This is a genomic window from Bacteroides salyersiae, from assembly GCF_031172035.1.
Taxonomy (GTDB): domain Bacteria; phylum Bacteroidota; class Bacteroidia; order Bacteroidales; family Bacteroidaceae; genus Bacteroides; species Bacteroides salyersiae.
Genome location: NZ_CP133452.1, coordinates 2344561 through 2367291 on the forward strand (window position 1 = coordinate 2344561; position 22731 = coordinate 2367291).

13 protein-coding genes are annotated in these 22731 nt (G+C 42.4%); 11 read left to right on the forward strand and 2 right to left on the reverse strand.

Features of this window, described 5'->3' with window-relative positions:
• Window positions 1-8 precede the first annotated feature (8 nt).
• From RB604_RS08515 to RB604_RS08550, 8 genes are all read left to right on the forward strand, one after another.
• Window positions 9-3281 (forward strand): DUF6443 domain-containing protein, encoded by a 3273-nt coding sequence (locus RB604_RS08515; protein WP_147398871.1) that lies wholly within the window; start codon window positions 9-11, stop codon window positions 3279-3281.
• Between the two features lie 4 nt (window positions 3282-3285).
• Entirely contained in the window at window positions 3286-3840 is a 555-nt protein-coding gene (locus tag RB604_RS08520) for a toxin-antitoxin system YwqK family antitoxin (RefSeq protein WP_122281989.1), read from the forward strand.
• 180 nt (window positions 3841-4020) lie between these two features.
• Complete coding sequence (locus tag RB604_RS08525; protein WP_055293564.1) at window positions 4021-4575, forward strand: toxin-antitoxin system YwqK family antitoxin; 555 nt, start codon at window positions 4021-4023, stop codon at window positions 4573-4575.
• A 564-nt stretch (window positions 4576-5139) separates the two neighbouring features.
• Window positions 5140-7914 (forward strand): T9SS type A sorting domain-containing protein, encoded by a 2775-nt coding sequence (locus tag RB604_RS08530; protein ID WP_007478672.1) that lies wholly within the window; start codon window positions 5140-5142, stop codon window positions 7912-7914.
• A gap of 35 nt (window positions 7915-7949) precedes the next feature.
• Window positions 7950-9833: a right-handed parallel beta-helix repeat-containing protein gene (locus RB604_RS08535; protein WP_007478671.1), complete on the forward strand. Its 1884-nt coding sequence runs from the start codon at window positions 7950-7952 to the stop codon at window positions 9831-9833.
• Window positions 9820-12069 (forward strand): glycoside hydrolase family 31 protein, encoded by a 2250-nt coding sequence (locus tag RB604_RS08540; RefSeq protein ID WP_055293566.1) that lies wholly within the window; start codon window positions 9820-9822, stop codon window positions 12067-12069. The genes RB604_RS08535 and RB604_RS08540 overlap by 14 nt, the downstream gene beginning before the upstream one ends.
• A gap of 25 nt (window positions 12070-12094) precedes the next feature.
• Complete coding sequence (locus RB604_RS08545; RefSeq protein ID WP_055293659.1) at window positions 12095-13906, forward strand: cobalamin B12-binding domain-containing protein; 1812 nt, start codon at window positions 12095-12097, stop codon at window positions 13904-13906.
• Between the two features lie 41 nt (window positions 13907-13947).
• Window positions 13948-15522 carry a sodium:solute symporter gene (locus tag RB604_RS08550; RefSeq protein WP_044093783.1) on the forward strand — a complete coding sequence of 525 codons (1575 nt, stop codon included), beginning with the start codon at window positions 13948-13950 and terminating at the stop codon, window positions 15520-15522.
• 9 nt (window positions 15523-15531) lie between these two features.
• On the opposite strand, the gene RB604_RS08555 is transcribed toward RB604_RS08550, so the two are convergent.
• Entirely contained in the window at window positions 15532-16218 is a 687-nt protein-coding gene (locus RB604_RS08555) for a vitamin B12 dependent-methionine synthase activation domain-containing protein (protein WP_007478660.1), read from the reverse strand.
• Between the two features lie 8 nt (window positions 16219-16226).
• Window positions 16227-17240, reverse strand: coding sequence for a uroporphyrinogen decarboxylase family protein (locus tag RB604_RS08560; RefSeq protein WP_055293661.1), 1014 nt, complete (start codon window positions 17238-17240; stop codon window positions 16227-16229).
• A 138-nt stretch (window positions 17241-17378) separates the two neighbouring features.
• Here RB604_RS08560 and RB604_RS08565 point away from each other — a divergent pair, with 138 nt between their 5' ends.
• Genes RB604_RS08565 through RB604_RS08575 form a run of 3 tightly spaced genes read left to right on the forward strand, consistent with a single transcriptional unit; the run spans window position 17379 to window position 22517 of the window.
• Window positions 17379-19823, forward strand: coding sequence for a glycoside hydrolase family 95 protein (locus RB604_RS08565; protein ID WP_055293568.1), 2445 nt, complete (start codon window positions 17379-17381; stop codon window positions 19821-19823).
• Window positions 19824-19837: 14 nt separating this feature from the next.
• Window positions 19838-21040 carry a glycoside hydrolase family 88/105 protein gene (locus RB604_RS08570; RefSeq protein WP_021936489.1) on the forward strand — a complete coding sequence of 401 codons (1203 nt, stop codon included), beginning with the start codon at window positions 19838-19840 and terminating at the stop codon, window positions 21038-21040.
• Between the two features lie 19 nt (window positions 21041-21059).
• The gene (locus RB604_RS08575) at window positions 21060-22517 is read left to right on the forward strand and encodes a glycoside hydrolase family 140 protein (protein WP_007478653.1); all 1458 of its coding nucleotides are present in this window, start codon (window positions 21060-21062) and stop codon (window positions 22515-22517) included.
• The last annotated feature ends 214 nt before the right edge of the window (window positions 22518-22731 follow it).

Below are 22731 nucleotides of genomic sequence, written 5' to 3' on the forward strand. Positions count from 1 at the left end.
CACGTACGATGTTAAATTCGTCCGAGAACAGCTATATGGAAAGTTTACAATATGTAGATGGACTTGGACGTCTGGCTCAGACAAATCTTAAGCGGCAAAGTGGTGATGGTGATAAGGATATTGTAACTCTGTTACAATATGATTCTTATAACCGTAAGAGTAAAGAGTGGATCCCGACAGCTATAGCCAATGATGGTAACTGGGTCGAAGATCTTTCTTTATTCAATCATTCGGAGGACTCTTATCCTTATTCAACGAATCTCTATGCCGGTGGTCCTTTAAACTTACCAAGTGAACAATATGGCGCGGGAGAAAACTGGTATAAGGCAGGTCGGAGCTTTAAGGCGGATTACAGTTACAACTCTTCAACGGAAGAAGCTTTTCTGTGCGCTCATTATGCAATTGATACGAACGGTCGTTTAATTTGTAATGGTAATTATGAGAGTTATACTCTGGATGTTACAATTTACGAGGATGAAGATAGGCATGTCTCTTATGAGTTTCGTGACGAGCAAGATCGTCTCTTATTAAATCGCAACCAATTACGTTCTCATCAAGGTTTTCTTGATACCTATTACGTTTACGATCAGGTAGGTAATCTTCGTTATGTCATTCCGCCTGCTTTATCTTTAGCAGGTTTAACGGATGATTCGATTGAAAAATATGCCTTTATTTATGAATATGATAGTAAGCGGCGTTGTATACGCAAACAGCTTCCCGGAGGTGTAGTCGTTACTTATATTTATGATAAGGCCGATCGTCTTCGAATGTCACAGGACAGTAATCAGGCAGATCGTGGTGAATGGACCTATTATAAATATGATATGCTTGGGCGTATGATACTTACCGGTATATTCAAAGATAGTAGTAGCTATGATACAATACAGGGTCGTGTCAATCAGAATGTGATTCTGACTGAGTCGTTTGATGCATCTAAACGTGATTTATATACTTGCAATAGCTATCCTACCGAACCTGCCAAAATGATTACTTTGATTGCAGATTACTATGATAATTATGACTATCAAAGCGAACTTCCTGCTTTATTTGATAATTGTAAGGTTTATGTTTCTGGAGTTTCTGATCCGGAGTATAACGTGCCGAAAGGAATGAAAACAGGCAGGAAAATAGCTTTGCTTGATGATTTTGATCAATATCTTTGGACTACTATTCGTTATGGCACTACTGGCCTTCCTGTTCAAACAATTTCTATGAATGCGCTTGGTGGTCTTGAAAAGGAGTATGTGAAATATAGTTTTACAGGACAGCCCATAGAACGCCGTTTAGAACATAGTGCTAATGCTTATGTTGTTGCTCCGACAGAACTTTATACTTATACTTATGATCATGCCGACCGTCTTGTATGTACCTATTATAATTATTATAAGGATCCTGAAATCTGTTATCCTATATCCAAGCTTAGTTATGATGATGTCGGACGTCTATGTAAGAAAGAACTTTATGATAGGTTGGGAATTGTTGAAACAATCAACTATCGTTATAATATCCGTGGATGGCTTTCTGGTATAACGAGTGGTTCATTTTGTGAAACGCTTTATTATGAAGATGGTCCAACCCCTTTTCCTAAATTTTACAATGGAAATATTGCTGGCCAATTGGTACAATATCCTACTGTTAATGATGTTGTAAGTGGCTATGGATTTAGTTATGATTATCAAAATCGATTAATCCGTGCCGTATATGGTGAAGGTAGTGGTTTGGCAGATAATGGGGGACGTTATTCGGAGATGATATCTTATGGTGCTAACGGTAATATTATTCATCACTTAAACACTGGTTCCCGAGATGGAACTTATGGTACTGTTCAAGATGTGTATGCTGTTTATGACGGTAACCGTTTGAAGAGTGTGACAGATAATATTTCTTCTCCCATTCATTATAATAATCAGTTTCTTTCTGTCAGTGGTGACGATAACGGACAGGGGTATCAATATATTTATGATAAAAATGGTAATTTAATTCAAGATTATAATAGGGGTATTTCTTTAATCACCTATAATTATTTAAATTTGCCGGAAACGGTTCAAATGCGCAATGGTAATTCCATCCACTATACTTATGATGCTCTTGGACGTAAACATGGGCGTCGTATTATTACTTTAAAGGCTTCGGTTGATGTTCCAATGGGAGAACTTCACTCAACCGGTTCTGATGAAATCAAAACAGATAAGAGATATTATTATTGTGCTAACACGATCTATATAGGTTTGTCAAAAATGCGATATTACTTGTCCTTTATTCCTAACGGTTACATTTATAGCAATGATTGGTATTATCAAATAACAGATCATTTAGGAAATGTTCGTGCAGAAGTTGATCAGGGTGGAGTGCAATATACTACTAACTATTATCCATCAGGTATAGAGCATGACGGACATAAATTGAACCTTGATTATGCATTTGGTAATAAAGAGTATCAAAGTAGTCATGGGGTAAATTGGTATGATTTTGGTAAACGGCATTATGATATGATTTTTGGTTGGACAACGATGGATCCGAGGTGTGAGGAATATTATTCATATACTCCTTATGGCTATTGTGGTGGGAATCCAATGAATCGGATTGACCCAAATGGAGAAGCTTGGCGGCCTACATATAGTGAGGACGCTGATGGAAACATTATTGTTAATGGTTATGAATGGGTGCCCGAGGAAGAGTCGTATGATGAATCTGGAAACTTATTGAGGGGATTATTCCATCAAGCTATCTTTTTTTCTGATAATGGAACTTTTAATGCTGAAGAAAAAAGTAATGTTGGTTCTTCTACCGCAACCGTATATTTGGCGGACGGAGCTACTGAAACCTATGATGCCTGTACAAATCCATCCAGTAGTGATTATGCAACGGTTCCGGAGGGAGTTTATCAAGCAAAAGTAGGTAGCCATAAAGGCAAATATACTGCATTGAGGATGAGTGATACGGATGGAAGTGGGAAAATAGAGCTTGGAGAACCTAATCCGAATCCGAACTACTCGGATGGGAGAACATATGCTGAGGGAATAAATATTCATAAAGCGGGTGAGAAAAATTTAACAGGAATGACGGATAATAATAGTCCGGTTTCTGCCGGATGTTTATTAATTGATAGGAATAATTGGGACGGCTTTATAGGGAATTTTGATAATGCGTCTCAAAAGACTAACGTAGTATCTGTTACAGTATCACGTACGTTATCTTCTCCTTCGAATGCGATGATTCGCCCGGCCTTTAATTTTATCTTAAATGGTTCAAGATTTAATTTCTTTAATAATAGGAGGTAATATTATGAATGATAAATATTTGAAAATTGTATTTTCTTTTTTGTTGATCATGTTTTCTTTATCTGCATATTCCCAAAAAGAATATGCAGGCCAGATTAACTTGTATAATGACAAAGGTGAGAAGAATGGTTTTTGGCGAGAGCAAAATAATTATAGGATAACTGAATTATATTATCAAAATGGAATAGAGGATGGTTTGTGCCGTATTTATAATATAAAAGGGAAGTTGCAATATATGGGTTATTATAAAAAGGGGGAGATGTCTGACATTTGGTATGATTTTGGAGATTACGGTCATTTATTGTCGATTTGTAAAGATTTTGCAGATAATACTATTCGTATATCTTATAACGGTGGTCAAACGTGGTGGTTGCATAAATATAAGTGTTATTATAGATCATATTATCCTAATGGGAATATTGAAAAAGAAGGTATGCTACTTTGGACTGAGAGCCCTTTGATGGATGATAGTGTTGAGTATGGTGAATGGAAATACTATGATGAAAATGGAAATTTGATAAAGACGAAGTTTATTGATGAGCTGGGAAGATCCCATTGAATATTATAAAAAAGTCGAATCTTAGCAGATTTTATGTATTGCTTTTAGAAAGAAAAGTTGTCGGATTTTCTATTGGTCATTCTTTTTGATCTATTTGAAAATAAGAGGATAGACATAAAGTATAGAACGATTTTATAATATCTTTTGGTTGATAATTAAAAAATAATAGGAGGTAATATTATGAATGATAAATATTTAAAAATTGTATTTTCCTTTTTGTTGCTCATATTTTCTTTATCTGCATATTCCCAAAAAGAATGTGCAGGCCAGATTAACTTGTATAATGACAAAGGTGAGAAGAATGGTTTTTGGCGAGAGCAAAATAATTATAGGATAACTGAATTATATTATCAAAATGGAATAGAGGATGGTTTGTGCCGTATTTATAATATAAAAGGGAAGTTGCAATATATGGGTTATTATAAAAAGGGGGAGATGTCTGACATTTGGTATGATTTTGGAGATTACGGTCATTTATTGTCGATTTGTAAAGATTTTGCAGATAATGCTATTCGTATATCTTATAACGGCGGTCAAACGTGGTGGTTACATAAATATAAATGCTATATGATAGTTTATTATCCTAATGGGAATATAAAAGAGGAAGGAACAGTATTATGGACCGAGGATCCTAACATGGATGATAGTGTTGAGTATGGTGAATGGAAATACTATGATGAAAATGGAAATTTGATAAAGACGAAGTTTATTGATGAGTTGGGAAGATCCCATTGAATATTATAAAAAAATCGAATCTTAGTAGATTTTATGTATTGCTTTTGAAAAGTGGCTGTGTTATGCATTTAACATAGTTAATTGCTTTTTTATAAGTATTGTTTCCTCTTCGCAAAACATTAATATCTTAAGTGTAAGAAAGCGTATTCTTACCTAACAAAGAAAGCTGTTTAACATAGCCTTAATATTAATTTCCTGTACCAGTGAATCTGTCTTCTTTCTCTTTGGGATATGGTGGTTTGTTTGATATACAATGTTTTATATTGGAGCATTGCTTCCCGTAAAATCTTCTTGTCCTACTGATTTGAAAAAAGCAACTTTGCTTATACTTGTCAATATGACAGCTTCATGAACGTTCTATCTGGAAAACACGCCATACTTGTATTCCAATTTCAAATCTTGATGCTTATTTTATAGCTATGAATCTGATTAGAGTCAAAGCATTGAAAGTGGTAAATTTATAATAAGGAAGAATAACTACCGTAGGCATTTTCTAATAATAAAATGAGTACACCGAATTGCTTTGTTCGTTTATAAGTGTATATACTACAATAAATGGTTATTATGAAAAACAGATTTACTCTTTTTGCCATGTTGCTGATCTCAACTGGTATTTTGGCACAATCACCTGTTAAAGTTGATTTTGATAAAGACGAACGGGCTTTGGATGAAGTTCACGAACCGGGTTATGAATCTTGGGTTATCACAAACTGTGTAGATACTACTAAAGTAATTAATGGCATAAAAATTACAATGGCTAATGGAAAAGAATCTGACGGGGCCAGTTTAAAATCTCATTGGCATAAAGTAGGTATTCAGGCTCCTTATTATGCACGATTGGTTAGCGATGGATTGACGGTGAATGGAGGAGATATGTATGCGGAAATAGATATGACGATAGAAGGTCTTGCGCCCGGCTCCCACTCTTTATTGACTTATCACAATACGCTGGATAGTCCGGATGACAAGACGTTCGGTATGATTGATGTCTTTGTAAATGGTGAGTTGAAAGTAGAAGGGTTGATGCAGTCGAACCGGGCGTTGAGTACGTATGACGCTGCTACTGCCTATGTCACATTCGATGTGAAAGAGAATGAACCGGTTGTGGTTACTTTCCGGTCGAACGAGGATAGTCCGAGCGATGCATCATGGAATATAGTGATAAACGGTTTCTGTCTCGATGTTCCCGATGCCGGTAAACAAGCAAAGTCTCCTTTTCCCGCAGATCGGGATTTGCATGCTGAAGTAGAAAATGGTAACTGTACATTGAAGTGGACAGCAGCTCAGAGTGCGGTGTTACATGATGTGTATTTGGGGACGGATTTGAATCTGGTTACGAATGCGGATAAGACTTCGTCTTGCTACAAAGCTTCTCAGACGAATACTACTTTTGACTGCACGAATCTTTATAGTATGAATACTTACTATTGGCGTGTAGATGAAGTGGAAGAAGACGGAACTGTGACGAAAGGAGAAGTATGGAGTTTTATGCCGTGTCAATTGGCCTTCCCCGGTGCAGAAGGGTATGGCCGTTATGCGCGTGGTGGCCGTGGCGGTAAGGTGGTCTATGTTACTAATCTGAATGATGCCGGTCCCGGTAGCTTTCGTGAGGCGGTAACGAATGGGAGCGGGCCTCGTACCGTATTGTTTGCTGTTTCCGGCATCGTTCGTTTGGAATCCAGAATAATGTCGAATGAACAAATAACCATAGCCGGGCAAACCGCTCCGGGCAAAGGAGTTTGTTTTCGGGCGGCTCCGATAGGGATTAACAGTGAATCAGTATGTCGTTTTCTGAGGATCCGCTTGGGAGGAGGAACTACTTATGACGGGCTGGGAATGGCCGGTACAAATCATAGTATTGTAGACCATTGTTCGGTTAGTTGGACAATCGATGAAGCATTCAGCTCTCGTGGAGCGAAAAATCTTACATTGCAGAGAACATTGATATCCGAAGCGTTGAATTGTGCAGGACATCAGAATTATCCTGCGGGAACGGAACACGGATATGCCGGAACCATTAGCGGACAAACCGGATCTTTTCATCATAATTTATTGGCTCATTGCAATGGGCGTAATTGGAGTGTGGGAGATGCGATTGACGGAAGCGGAACGTGGGTAAGCAAACTCGACGTATTTAATAATGTGGTTTATAATTATGGAAGTCGTGCTACCGATGGTGAAGTGCATAAATTGAACTTTGTGAACAACTATTATAAAAAAGGAGCGGCAACGACTGTCGGCCACATCTTGAAACTGGAAATTAAAGGATTTGGAGCGGGAACGGAGCAGGCTTATTATTCTGGAAATATCATTGAAGATAAAAATGGAGATCTGCTGAATGACGGTACGGACAATCAGTTTGGACGTATATATACTTTGGATAGCGGTTCTTCCGAACCGACTTATGAGGTATTTCCCGATGAACCGTTTTTCCCCTCTTATGCCACTATACATACCGCCAAAGATGCTTATAAATCAGTCTTGTCTGATGTTGGTTGCAATCTTCCCCTTTTGGATGAACACGATCAACGAATCGTGCGTGAAACATTGGAAGGGTCTTATACATATGTCGGAAGCGAAACAGGGAAAAAAGGCTTGATAGATAATGAAGCGGATGCCGGTGGTTATGAGAATTATCCGGAAATAACAATTGATCTGGATGAATTTGATACGGATCGGGATGGATTGCCTAATTGGTGGGAAGAGATGTTCGGATTGAATCCGAATTCACCGGAAGGTGATTTCTCCGATTCAAATGCTGATGATGACAGGGATGGGTATACTAATCTGGAAGAATATTTGCATTGGATGGCTACACCGCATTACGAAGTAAAAACCGGAGAAACCGTTGAAATCGATTTGACGAAATATACCCGTGGATTTGAAAAGAATCCGGTTTATACAGTAACGAAGATAGATAACGGGACAGCGACTGTGGATGGCAACATCCTGAAGATAACTCCGGAAGAGAGCTTTGGCGGAATTTTTTACGTTGATTTTACAGTTACGGATGCCGAAGGCTCTGCCTGTACAAGAAATATTGGGGTGAAAGTAGGAGACCGGGCGGTAGGCGTTGAACCGGTATCCGATACCAGGCAATTTGCGGTTAATGCATATCCCAATCCTGTGACTGATTATTTATACGTCTCTACCGAGAGTACCGGTGATGCGAAGATTCAGGTCATGAATGCTTACGGAAACAGCGTGTTGACGGAAACCTGTAATGTATCTCCGAATGTAGCATGTAAATTGGATGTTTCGTTTTTGCCGATGGGCATTTATTTCTTGAAGATTCAGCAGGAAGGCTTAAGTGAAACCATTAAGTTTATTAAGAAGTAGCAGATTGTCTGAATTATTCAAAGATTCGATTGCATATGGAATATCGTTTGTCTATTTCTATTATAGCTTTATTGTGTACTGTAAATTTCGCTTTTGCAGGTGAAATATGGGTTTCCGTAACAGGAAATGACAAGCATGCGGGGACTCGGGAGATGCCTTTACGTACAGTAGCACAAGCACTGAAGCAGGCAAGGGAATGGCGTCGCTTATCCGATCCGGCGGTCGAAAGAGGAATTAATATTCGATTGGAACGAGGTATATACCCGCAGGACGAGATACTGTTTCTACGTCCGGAGGATAGTGGAACGGAGGACTCGCCTACAGTCATAGAGGCTGTGGAACCGGGAAAGGCGGTGCTTAGTGGGGGAATCCGCGTAACCGGATGGAAACCGGTTACAGATTTTCCTGCCGGGCTTCCGGAAGTTGCACGCGGAAAAGTGTGGGTGGCGGATGCTCCCGAGATAGGTAACCGGATATTGGAGTTCCGCCAATTATGGGTAAACGGAGAGAAAGCTATTCGTACGACTTGGCTTGCGCCGGGTGAGATGAAACGGATACTTGATTTCGATACGGAAAAAAGAGAGATATGGGTGCCTACTCCGGCTATAAAAGGGTTGGAAAATGAATCCCGGTTGGAAATGACGGTGCATCAGCGCTGGGCGATTGCTATCTTGCGCGTGAAAGATTGGGAGGTGCAGGGGGAACGTACCCGTGTCACGTTTCATCAGCCAGAAAGCCGCCTTGAGTTTCAGCATCCTTGGCCACAGCCGGTTATCGGAGGTGAGAAGGGAAATTCTTCCTTTACGTTGGGTAATGCGATTCGTTTGCTGGACCGGCCGGGGGAGTGGTATCAGGAGTATCCTTCCGGAAAAATCTATTATTGGCCGAAAGAAAATGTGGATCTTTCAACGGCAGAAGTAGTAGCACCTGTATTGGAAACACTGTTGGAAGTGGATGGTTCTTTAGAAAGAACCGTTTCTTATATTTCATTTAAAGGGGTTAGTTTTGAATATGCATCCTGGAACCGCCCTTCTTTGTATGGGCATGTTACTTTACAGGGGGGGATGTATTTGAAGGATGCCTATAAGCTTGCTGTTCCCGGACTACCGGAAAAGGCGGAATTGGAAAACCAAGCCTGGATCGAACGTCCGGGAGCAGCTTTGCAAATTAGAGGAGCCCGGCAAATTAACTTTTCAGGATGTACTTTTAAACATTTGGGAGCCACAGGGCTGGATTATGAATGGGCGGTAAATAATTGTCGTGTAGAAGGATGTTTGTTCACCGATATCGGAGGAACTGCTTTGGCATTGGGAGCGTTCCCTGCCGGCGGTTTTGAGACGCATGTCCCTTATATGCCGGAAGATGAAAGAGAATATTGCTCTGACATTCGTATCGCCAATAATCTGATTACGGAAGTGACCAATGAAGATTGGGGATGTGTGGGTATCGGTGCGGGATACGTGCGTAATATGACGATCGAACATAATGAAGTGAGTTATGTGAACTATTCCGGTATCTGTGTCGGTTGGGGATGGACACCGTTGGATAGCGGAATGAAAAATAACCGGATTCATGCGAATTATGTACATCATTTTGCCTTGCAATTGTATGATGCCGGCGGTTTGTATACTTTATCCAATCAGCCGTCTTCGGAGATGACCGCCAATCGGATCGAACAGTTGGGAAATGCCCCTTATGCTACCAACGACCGGGCTTTTTATATTTATTTTGATGAAGCTACCGATGGATACCGGGTGAAAGACAACTGGTGTCCGGAACCCTTGTTTGATGCCAACCGTCCCGGTCCTGCTAATGTGTGGATAAACAACGGCCCGACTGTATCGGATTCAATAAAATCGGCAGCCGGACTGCAACCCGAATATAATTATTTAAAAGATAGTATCCATGAAACAAACTAATTATCATTTGTTCGATTTTCTGGATTTCGATACCGAACTGAAGACCGACGAATCCCTTTGGAAAGCTTGTAAACCTACTTCTATCTATGAAAAGGGGGGGGATATATATTTGACTGTTCCTTTTCAGAAACAAATGCTTTCAAACGATATGGCTGCGGACGTGAATGTTTCACGGAAAGAATATACGCTGAAAATCCGTTATTATTCGCCCCATATCCTTCGTTTATATACTGGGTTGGGAGAGGCCGATTGGGAGGAGGAGACAGAAATGTTGAAAATGGCTTCCGACGTTCGTAAGGTACCGCTGACAGTGAGTGAGGATCACGGTTTGTGGAGTGTATGTGATGAAGATGGTCAGTTGCGTGCCCTTATCAATTTGCGCGAACCTGTACTTGAGCATTGGAGCAATCTGCTTCCGCCCCCGCAGGAAACGTTGGATATTACTTTTTACCCGGATACCAAGAAGTCGGTCCGGCTCAGTGCCTATGATCATTTTTCTCCTCCGAGACATGATGCTCTTCCTTTGGCATATTGCACAAAGAACGGGCGTAAGGAACGGGCTACCGTTTCATTCGAATGTTTGCCCGATGAAGCATTTGCCGGTACAGGCGAACGTTTTTATAAGATGGATTTGAGCGGGCATACGTTTCAGTTGAAGAATCAGGACGGACAAGGTGTAAATAACCGCCGTGCTTATAAAAATATACCTTTCTATCTGTCGAGCCGGATGTATGGAGTATTTTATCATACCAGTTCACATTGTAAACTTTCATTAGCCGATCACTCTACACGCTCGGTACAATTTCTGAATGATCAGGCACAATTGGATGTGTTTCTGATCGGTGGAGATATGCCGGAGGAAATTCTTTACGGGTATCGTTGCTTGACCGGTTTTCCGCCAATGTTGCCGCTTTGGAGTTATGGAGTATGGATGAGTCGTATGACTTATTTTAGTGCGGACGAAGTAAATACTATTTGTGACCGTATGCGTGCCGAACATTATCCTTGTGATGTTATTCATCTGGATACGGGGTGGTTTAAAACCGACTGGTTATGTGAATGGAAATTTAATGAAGAACGTTTTCCGCAACCGGAGAACTTTATCCGGCGATTGAAAGAAAGAGGATACCGGGTGTCTCTTTGGCAATTGCCTTATGTGGCAGATGATGCCGAACAGATAGAGGAAGCGAAAGCCAATCGTTTTATCGGTCCGTTGACGAAGAAACAGGATACGGAGGGGTCGAACTTTTCAGCGCTCGATTATGCCGGTACTATTGATTTTACGTATCCGAAGGCAGTCGGATGGTATAAAGGATTGTTGAAAAAACTGCTCGATATGGGAGTGGTATGCATTAAAACCGATTTTGGAGAGAATATTCATATGGATGCGGCCTATTACGGCATGACACCCGAATTGCTGAATAATTTATATGCATTACTTTATCAAAAGGCAGCTTATGAAATTACCAAGGAAGTGACTGGTGACGGTATTGTGTGGGCGAGAGCTGCCTGGGCCGGTTGCCAACGCTATCCGCTTCATTGGGGTGGAGATTCGGCCAGTACATGGGACGGAATGGCAGGTTCTCTAAAAGGAGGGTTGCATTTCGGACTTTCGGGGTTTGCTTTTTGGAGTCACGATGTGCCGGGCTTTCACAGCTTGCCCGATTTTATGAATTCTCCCGTTTCTGATGATATATATGTGCGGTGGACGCAGTTCGGAGTTTTCTCATCGCACATTCGTTATCATGGGACCAGCAAACGGGAACCTTGGAGTTATCCGGCGATTGCTTCGATTGTAAAGAAATGGTGGAAACTGCGATATGCATTGATTCCTTATATTATGGAGCAAAGTGAAAAGGCAACCCGTACCGGCTATCCGGTATTGCGTGCATTGATTTTCCATCATCCGGAGGATAAGCTTTGTTGGCATATAGATGATGAGTATTACTTTGGTGATGATTTTCTGGTAGCTCCGGTTATGAATGGTGAGGGATGCCGGGATGTTTATCTTCCTAAAGGAGAATGGGTAAACTTCTTTACTGGTGAATGTTTTGAAGGGGAGTGTTGGCTGAAGAAGGTAGACGTTCCTCTTGAAGAAATGCCTGTATATGTACGTAAAGGCGCTACTATTCCGATGTATCCTGAAGAGGTGGATTGTACGGATGAGATGGATTTGAGTAAAAGTATATTGGTAAAAATAGACGATGCCTATAGGGGATTTTGGGCAGATCGTTAACATTCATAAAACATTGGCAGAGTGTATGAAAACTTGGAAAAGCAATTTAGAAGAGACCAAACAGCATTATTTGGATTGGTGGAATCATAAAGGAATCGTATTAAATATGTGGGAACACTTTCAGGAAGGAGTGGAACCGCATGCCGGGGTGGCAACTCCTCTCCCCCCCGTGGATCTGAATCAAAAGTGGTTTGATCCGGAATGGAGAGCCGGATATCTGGATTGGTATGTGGCTCACAGCAGTTTGATGGCGGATATGCTTCCCGTAGCCAATACGCAGTTGGGACCTGGTTCGTTAGCCGCTATTTTGGGAGGTGTGTTCGAAGGGGGGGAGGATACGATTTGGATACATCCCGATCCGGACTTCAAAGAGGATATTGTTTTTAATTCGGAGCATCCCAACTGGATATTGCATAAAGAGCTTTTAAAGGCTTGTAAAAAGAAAGCTGCCGGACATTACTATGTAGGTATGCCCGATTTGATGGAAGGGCTCGATGTGCTGGCCGCTTTAAAAGGTACAGACAAAGTTTTGCTGGATACCGTCATGCAGCCGGAGGTATTGGAACATCAGATGCAGCAAATCAATGATATCTATTTTAAGGTATTCGATGAATTATACGATATTATCCGTGAAGGAGATGAAATGGCTTTCTGTTATTTCTCATCGTGGGCACCGGGTAAGATGACTAAACTGCAAAGCGATATTTCGACTATGATCAGTGAAGATGATTATCGTCGTTTCGTGCAACCATTTATCCGGGAGCAATGTCGAAAAATCGAGTATACGTTGTATCATTTGGATGGAGTAGGAGCGATGCACCATCTGCCTGCTTTGCTTGAGATAGACGAACTGAATGCTATTCAATGGACGCCGGGGGTAGGCGAACCGCAGGGAGGCTCGCCGAAGTGGTACGATCTGTATAGAAAAATATTGGCTGCCGGTAAGAGTGTGATGGCTTGTTGGGTTACACTTGACGAGTTGAAACCCTTACTCGATGCCATCGGTGGTGACGGGGTGCATATCGAGATGGATTTTCATAATGAAAAAGAGGTGGAACAAGCCATGAAGATAGTGGAAGAGTATACGTCGAAAGTAAATTCGGAAGCTGTTGGCGAAACCGGAGAGAAGCAAAACTCCGTCAATGACACCGAGCTTGAGAAAATAAAGATCGACCGGGTTTCGGAGAAATCTGACGAGGCTCTGCAACCGTTGTTCGACGCTATTGTAGGCGGAAGGCTGGAATCTGCCGTGGAAGTGACGAAACAGGCTATTGCCGATGGGGTTGCTCCCCAGGAAATCATAAATAAATATATGATAAAGGCGATGGGAGAAGTAGGACAGCGTTTTCAGGACGGTAAGGCTTTTGTTCCCCAATTGTTGATGGCCGGTCGTGCGATGAAAGGTGCTTTGGAATTATTGAAACCATTGTTGCAAGGAACGGCTTCTACTACAATTGGTAAAGTTGTGATCGGTACGGTGAAAGGAGATTTGCATGACATCGGCAAGAATTTGGTAGCTTCTATGTTGGAAGGCTGTGGATTTGAAGTGATTAATATCGGTATAGATGTATCGTGTGATAAGTTTGTTGAGGCTGTGAAAGATAATCATGCGGATATTTTGTGTATGAGTGCGTTGCTGACCACTACCATGACGTATATGAAAGAGGTAATACATGCGTTGGAGGCTGCCGGTATTCGCAGGCAGGTTAAAGTGATGATTGGCGGGGCACCTGTCAGCCAGGGATTTGCCGACGAAATAGGGGCCGACGGATATAGTGACAATGCCAACACGGCTGTTTCCGTGGCAAAGGAATTGATGAGCCTTCATCGTCAATAGATAAATGATGTAGAACTTTTTATTTAATACCGACCGGAATGATGCATGTTAAATTTTTAGATACGCTGGATTGGGGTATCCTGATCACTTATTTTTTAATATTAGTAGCGATTGGAATATGGGCCAGCCTGAAAAGGAAGAAAGGGAGCAGTCTTTTTCTTGCAGAGAACTCATTGAAATGGCATCACATCGGTTTTTCCATGTGGGGAACCAATGTGGGGCCTTCCATGCTGATTGCCTCGGCCAGTGCCGGTTTCACTACCGGCATTGTATCAGGCAATTATGCTTGGTATGCTTTTGTATTTATTGCTTTATTGGCTTTTGTTTTTGCTCCACGATATTTAGGAATGCATGTATCCACTTTGCCGGAGTTTATGGGATACCGCTTCGGGCAGTCTACCCGTAATATTCTGGCTTGGTACACCATTGTTACTATTTTGATTTCTTGGCTGGCGTTGACTTTGTTTGCCGGCGGAGTTTTGATCCGGCAGGTCTTTGATATACCGATGTGGCAATCAGCATTGATTCTATTGGTTATATCTGCATTTTTCACGATGGCGGGCGGATTAAAGGCGGTGGCTTATACCAATGTATATCAAATGCTGTTGTTGATCTTTGTGTCGGCAACACTTACAGTTGCAGGAATATACAAGGTCGGGGGGATTGACGCGCTGGTGGATGCCGTACCGGCAAATTACTGGAATCTGTTTTTGTCGAAGGATGATCCGGCTTTCCCTTGGCTTCCCATTATATTGGGGTATCCCATTATGGGGGTCTGGTTCTGGTGTACGGATCAGTCGATGGTACAACCGGTTCTGGCTGCAAAGAATCTGAAAGAGGGTCAGAAAGGAGCTAATTTTACAGGATGGTTGAAGATATTGGATGTTCCTTTGTATATTTTGCCCGGTATTTTGTGTCTGGCACTTTATCCGGAGTTAGCCAATCCGGATGAGGCGTATATGACTATGGTGACGAATTTGTTTCCGACCGGTATGGTGGGCTTGGTTCTGGCGGTGTTGACGGCGGCGCTGGTAAGCACTATCGGGTCGGCTCTGAATGCATTGAGCACGGTGTTCACAATGGATATATATGTGAAAAACTTCAACCCGGAGGCCAGTCAGAAGGAGATTATCCGTACAGGGCATGTTGTGACGTTGGTTGGTGCTTTGTTGTCTGTGGTTATTACAGTTGCCATCGATAGCATCAAGGGATTGAATTTATTCAATATATTCCAGTCTGTATTAGGATTTATCGCTCCTCCGATGGCAGCAGTATTTTTGCTTGGTGTATTTTGGAAACGTACTACTACGTTGGCGGCGAATCTGGCTTTGACCTTGGGAACAGTTTTCAGCATCGGAGTCGGTGTCCTTTATTTATGGGTATTTCCTGTCGGACAATATTCGTTTTGGCCTCATTTCATGATGTTATCATTCTATCTGTTTGTAATTATCAGTATGGGTATGGTATTAATCAGTCTGTTTGATAAACGTTCTTCAAAACAGGTGTTTGATATAAAACAGGTGATGGAGAAAACATCGAAAGGGGTGGTTGTGGCATGGGTATTGCTTGCTGTTGTCATGTTGGGGCTTTATCTTTTTTTCAATGGGCATTCATAGCCTGTTTTGTTATTTCTTTTTCCGGCGATAGCATGCATCGTAAGTACACAGACCGCAGGTATAGTCAACTTTATGTACGGCGGAACCAGTTCCGATGATTCCGCTTACCGATTTGATAGGAATCATCAGGCTGGAATCCGAGAGGTGGATACCACAAGGATGAGGGGATGGAAATAAGGAGAAAAGAAGATGCTGCTCGGAAACGTGCCATCCGCAATAGCCGGGACTGAACCGGTTGGTATGTTTCCACTCTTGGGAGGCAATGTACTTTTCTAATGCAAGCTCCATACAGTCTGCTGTCTTTTCGGCAATGACGCTACCTATTGTATCGGCAATATAGTTTTTTAAGGGATCGTTCTCCTGCCGCAATGTTTGTTGAAACCGCTCGAAATCGTAGCCTGCTGTGGCAACAAAAAAAACAAAACTTTCCGATTTTCTTAATTGCCGGGTTATGATCTTTCCTAAATGAAAGGTGATATGCTCCACGGTTAATGTCTCTTTCATTGTGTCTAATTGTCCGTTTATACTAAAAAAAAGAAAAGACGGACGGGCAATGGCGGAAATTTGTTTTAGCAACTTTTGTGTCTCTGCTTCTATTTCCGGCTCAGGAACCGTTTGATTGCCATATCCCATCATCTCGTAGATTTCGGATGATGAGACAGGCAAATCGGAAAGAGTGAGTTGTTGTTCAATCATTTTCTGGGTTATCTGTTTTGATTGAACTCTTTTAGTGCCTCATAAAAAGCATCGATGTTTTCAGATGGTGTACAAGGAGGAATATCGCAACCGGAAGAAAGGACGAAATTAGGGTACTTTTCGGTTTCTTTCAACAAGTGCAAGGTTTCCGCTTTCATCTTTTCAGGCGTAGCGGCCTTGAATAAACTTACCGGATCAAGATTTCCCATGGCTAATGTCCGGGAAGGAACTTCTTTCAATGCATCTGCCATGTCGATTTTATTCCCGAAATGGTAGCCTGCCGATCCGGTATAAACCATGGCTGCCGTACAGTTTCCGGTATTTCCGCAATTGTGTAGTATCACAGAGAAATATTCATCCTGCACTTTGTCGACTATCTCTTTAATGAATATGGACGAGTATTGCATACAATCCTCATTGGACAATAATCCGGCAGCCGGTTCGGCCATGATGACACCATTGGCTCCGGTAGCTTTCAGAGCCATGCAATAGCGGAGTATGAAGTCTGTACATTTGTGCAATAATGTGATGGCGGCTTGGGGATTGATATAAATGAGCATCATGATTTCGGACATGTCGTAAAGTCGTCCTGCTAATGAATAGGGACCTATGCAACCGGCAAATACAGGCCGGTCGGTAATGTGTCCCGCCGCCAGCATATTGGCTTTCAAATATTGGGGAATCCGTCCTTTGTTTAGAGCGGGGACTTCCAATAATTCAATGGCTGCTTCATCACGAAGCAGACGTCCGCTTACACTGGGAACTTCGTCTTCCGGAAAAACAATTTCCGCACCGAAAGCCTCTGCTTCTACCGTGAGATCCATGATTACCGTGACTGCGGCAGACGGGTATCGGTCGCACAGTGCCTGTATGGCTTCATAGTGTATTTGTCCGTTAGTGACGGCATCGCGTACAGTTTTATGAATGTACTCGATACCCGGGTGTGTCATGATGGGAATGGCACATCGTTGAGGGGTATCGATCTTTTCCTGTATCCAGGAATGCATGTTTATCTTTCCCATATCGTTTGATTTTACTTTTGCTAAAGGACGTATTATAAGCATCTCTTGTACTGTCTCTATTTACTTTTTTTATGCGGAATAAGTACAAAATACCGGTATTTGCGTCTATTCGATATAGAATTATACTACCACATATACATGAAAAGAATATCGATAAGCTTTTGCCTTTTACTGGCGATCTCTTTTGAGTGGCTTTCCGCACAGGAACATAAATTATGGTACGACCGTCCGGCTCAGGTATGGACAGAGGCTTTGCCTTTGGGAAACGGGCGTTTGGGTGCTATGGTATTTGGAAATCCGGCTGTGGAACAGTTACAGTTGAATGAAGAAACTCTTTGGGCCGGTCGTCCTAATAATAATGCAAATCCGGAAGGGTTGAAGTATATTCCGAAAGTAAGGGAATTGGTTTTTGCCGGTAAATACTTGGAAGCGCAAACACTTGCCACAGAAAAAGTAATGTCTAAAACAAATTCCGGTATGCCTTATCAAAGTTTCGGAGATCTGCGTATTTCGTTTCCCGGGCATACACGGTATCGGGATTATTATCGGGAGCTAAACTTGGATTCGGCCTGTGTGAAGGTAGGCTATCGGGTAGACGATGTTAATTACCTGCGTGAAATGTTTACTTCGTTTACCGATCAGGTGATCATGGTACGGTTGACAGCCGATAGACCCGGAAAGATAACGTTTAATGCCGTGTTGACTACGCCCCATCAGGATGCATTGGTTGATACGGATGGAGAATGTGTCACGCTCTCCGGAGTGTCTTCGTGGCATGAAGGGTTGAAAGGGAAAGTCGAATTTCAGGGACGTTTGGCCACAAGGGTACAGGGTGGCGCCGTTTCATGTAGAGATGGCGTTCTCACGGTGGAAGGGGCCGATGAAGCAGTTGTATATGTTTCGCTTGCCACCAACTTCATCAATTACAAGGATATCAGCGCTGATCAAGTGGAACGTGCCAGACAGTATTTGGAGAAGGCTATGCAAAAGAACTATACGGAAGCAAAGCAGTCTCATATCGATTTTTTCAAAGCGTATATGGATCGTGTCAGTTTAAATCTGGGAACGGGGAGTACGGAGCAGTTTCCTACCGATAAGCGGGTAGAAAAATTTAAAACAACCCATGATGCCGGTTTGGTGGCCACCTATTTTCAGTTTGGCCGCTATTTGCTGATCTGTTCTTCCCAACCGGGCGGACAACCGGCCAATTTGCAAGGAATATGGAATGATAAACTTTTCCCTTCGTGGGATAGCAAATACACTTGTAATATTAATGTGGAGATGAATTATTGGCCTGCCGAGGTGACCAATTTGAGTGAACTCCATGAACCGTTGTTTCGGATGACGCGTGAAGTTAGCGAGACTGGAAAGGAGACGGCCGAAATCATGTATGGTGCGAAAGGATGGGTACTTCACCACAATACGGATATATGGCGGATTACCGGTCCTTTGGATAAAGCACCTTCGGGAATGTGGCCTTCGGGTGGAGCTTGGCTTTGCCGGCACTTGTGGGAGCGATATCTGTATACGGGCGATGTAGAGTTTTTACGTTCGGCTTATCCTATTATGAAAGAGGCGGGGCGTTTTTTTGATGAAACTATGGTGAAAGAGCCGTTGCATAACTGGTTAGTGGTGTGTCCGAGCAATTCTCCGGAGAACACGCATGCCGGAAGCGGTGGTAAAGCCACGACTGCTGCCGGGTGTACCATGGATAATCAGTTGGTATTTGATTTATGGACATCAATCATTGCTACTGCCCGGTTGTTGGGAGTCGATACTGAATATGCCGGTCATTTGGAAGAACGCCTGAAGGAGATGCCACCTATGCAAATCGGCCGTTGGGGGCAGTTGCAGGAATGGATGTTCGATTGGGATGATCCGGATGATATTCACCGGCATGTTTCTCATCTGTATGGTTTATTTCCCAGTAACCAAATATCACCGTATCGCACTCCTGAATTGTTTGACGCGGCACGTACTTCGTTGATTCATCGCGGAGATCCGTCTACAGGATGGAGTATGGGCTGGAAAGTTTGCTTGTGGGCACGTTTGCTCGATGGGAATCATGCTTATAAACTGATTACAGAACAACTGACTCTTGTACGGAATGAAAAGAAAAAAGGAGGTACGTACCCTAATCTGTTTGATGCTCATCCGCCTTTTCAGATCGATGGGAATTTCGGATGTACTGCCGGTATTGTGGAGATGTTGATGCAGAGTCATGATGGTTTTATTTATCTGCTTCCTGCTCTTCCGGATGTATGGGAAGAGGGAGAAATAAAGGGTATCGTGGCGCGCGGTGGCTTTGAAATGGATATCCGGTGGAAAAAAGGAAAAGTAGAGCAGGTAGTTATCCGTTCACGACACGGTGGAAACTGTCGGTTGCGTTCCTTGAATCGATTGACCGGAGAGGGGTTGCAACCGGCGGAAGGGAATAATCCGAATCCCCTGTATCGTACTCCTGAAATAGCGGCTCCATTGATTAATGTACAAGCTAAACTTCATGAAGTGAACTTACCTGAAACCTATTTGTACGATTTGCATACAGAGCCGGGAAAAGAATATAGGATTATTGGTAAATAAATCAGATGACAAATATGGATAAAAAGATGATTAAATGGATAATTCCTCTCTTGCTGATCGGAGGTTTCATATCCTGTACGAATGGTGGAAAAGAGGAAAAAGAGACTTGGAGTGTAAAAATGGCGCGTTCGGAGATACAACGTTTCCCGGAGCCCTGGATGATCGAGAAAGCAAAGAAACCCCGGTGGGGATATACACACGGACTGGTGGTAAAGTCTATGCTTGAGCTGTGGAAACATACAGGAGACAGTACTTATTACGAATATGCAAAGATCTATGCCGATAGTCTGATTGATGAAAGCGGAAGGATACGGACGATGAATTATCTTTCATTTAATATTGATAATGTGAATCCGGGAAAGATATTGTTTGATTTTTATGAACGCACACGCGATAGTCGGTATAAAATAGCGATGGACACGTTGCGCAAGCAGATGGCGGAACAACCCCGTACCCGGGAAGGCGGTTTTTGGCACAAACAGAGGTATCCTCACCAAATGTGGCTGGACGGCATTTTTATGGCTTCTCCTTATCTGTCACAATATGGGACGGTGTTTGGTGATACGACAGTATTTGCCGATGTCGTGAATCAGATCACTTTGATAGCCCGTAAAACGTATGATCCTGCCACCGGATTGTATTATCATGGCTGGGACGAAAGCCGTGAGCAGGCTTGGGCTGATAAGGAGACGGGGTGCTCACCGAACTTCTGGAGCCGTAGTATCGGTTGGTATGCTGCTGCTTTGGTAGATGTACTCGATTATCTGCCCGGAAAAACGGCCGGAAGAGATACGATATTGACATTGATCAACGGTCTGGCGGCTTCATTAGTAAAATATCAGGATCCGGTGACGGGCGTGTGGTATCAGGTAATCGACAAAGGTGGCAGCGAAGGAAATTATTTAGAGTCTTCGGCTACTGCTTTATTTGTCTATTTCTTTAGTAAGGCTATTCGTGAAGGATATATCTCTACGGATTATAAAACGATGACAGACAGGGCTTTCAACGGTATGTTGAAGGAGTTCATCAAAGAGGAGCAGGATGGCTCTTATACGATAACGAATTGCTGTGCGGTAGCCGGGTTGGGTGGCGAACCGGTATATCGGGACGGAAGTTATGAATATTATATATCTGAACCGGTTATCGAGAACGATCCTAAATCCGTAGGAAGTTTTATTCTTGCGGCTATCGAATATGAAAAGTTAAACCATAAATAATTACGTAATATAACAACTAATGGATAAAAAAGAGTTTTTTTTTAGCTGGCTGGTTTTATTGGCTTTGTCTTTATTCGGTGAGAACGTTGCTGCGCAAAAGAAGGGAGAACGGTTGCCATGGGAAAATGGGAGGTTGGTCGTTTCGGAAGAGGGGCGTTATCTGAAACATGAAAACGGAACACCGTTCTTCTGGCTGGGAGAAACAGGATGGTTGCTGCCGGAATGTCTGAACCGGGAGGAAGCCGCTTATTATCTGGAGAACTGTAAACAGGCCGGATATAATGTGGTGCAGATACAGACCATGAATCAGGTTCCTTCCATCAATATATACGGCCAATATTCATTGCCTGATGGATTTAATTTCAAAAACATCGACAAGAAAGGAGTTTACGGCTATTGGGATCATATGGATTATATTATCAAAACAGCCGAGAAGAAAGGAATTTATATTGGTATGGTGTGCATTTGGGGGACACCTGTCGATGACGGATTAATGAATGTGAAAGAAGCACAGGCCTATGGGAAATTTCTTGCAGAACGCTATAAAGATGCACCCAATATCGTCTGGATGATCGGTGGAGATATACGCGGAGATGTGAAGACGGATGTTTGGGAAGCGTTGGCTCGTACTATCCGGGACATTGATACTCATCATCTGATGACTTTCCATCCACGGGGAAGAACCACTTCGGCTGCATGGTTTAATAATGCGGACTGGTTGGATTTCAATATGTTTCAGAGTGGGCACAGGCGTTATGGACAACGTAAGGGAGATGGTGATTATCCGATTGAGGAAAATACGGAAGAGGATAACTGGCGTTTTGTAGAACGCAGTATGGCTATGAAACCTATGAAACCGGTGATCGACGGTGAGCCGGTCTATGAAGATATTCCCCAGGGACTTCATGATCCGAATGAGACTCGCTGGCATGATGGTGATGTGCGGCGTTATGCTTATTGGTCGGTTTTTGCAGGTTCATTCGGGCATACTTATGGTCATAACGATATTATGCAGTTCATTAAACCCGGAGTGATCGGTGCTTTTGGAGCAGACGGTTCTAAAAAGACATGGGTGGATGCATTGAAAGATCCCGGATACAATCAGATGAAATATTTGAAGAGTCTGATGTTGAGTGTTCCCTATTTCGAGCGTATTCCCGATCAGAGTGTGATTGCCGGAGTAAACGGTGAACGTTATGACCGTGCCATAGCCACTCGGGGAAATGATTATCTGATGGTCTACAACTATACCGGCCGTCCGATGCAGATCGACCTGACCAAGATCAGTGGTGCAAAGAAAAATGTATGGTGGTATAACACCAAAAATGGAAAGTTGACTTACATCGGCGAATATGATAATAAGATAACTACTTTCCAATATGATGCCGGCTATATGAGTGGTAATGATCAGGTACTTATTGCGATCGATACCGATAAAAATTATATTGGAAAGGATTGGAGGACACTTGGACAGTGATTGTAATTAGTAGTCAAGAAAGTAGTCAAGAAAGTAGTCAAGTAGTCAAGCAGTTAAGTAGTCAAGTAGGATGGATTTATTCTGTGGATCGTTGTTTAATAACAGATTATCAATTATTTGTTTATCTCTTATCTCCTACTTTTGCTTAGCCACTCATTTACTTGATTACTTAATAACTCACCGGTCTATCTCCTACTTACTACTTAACTACTTG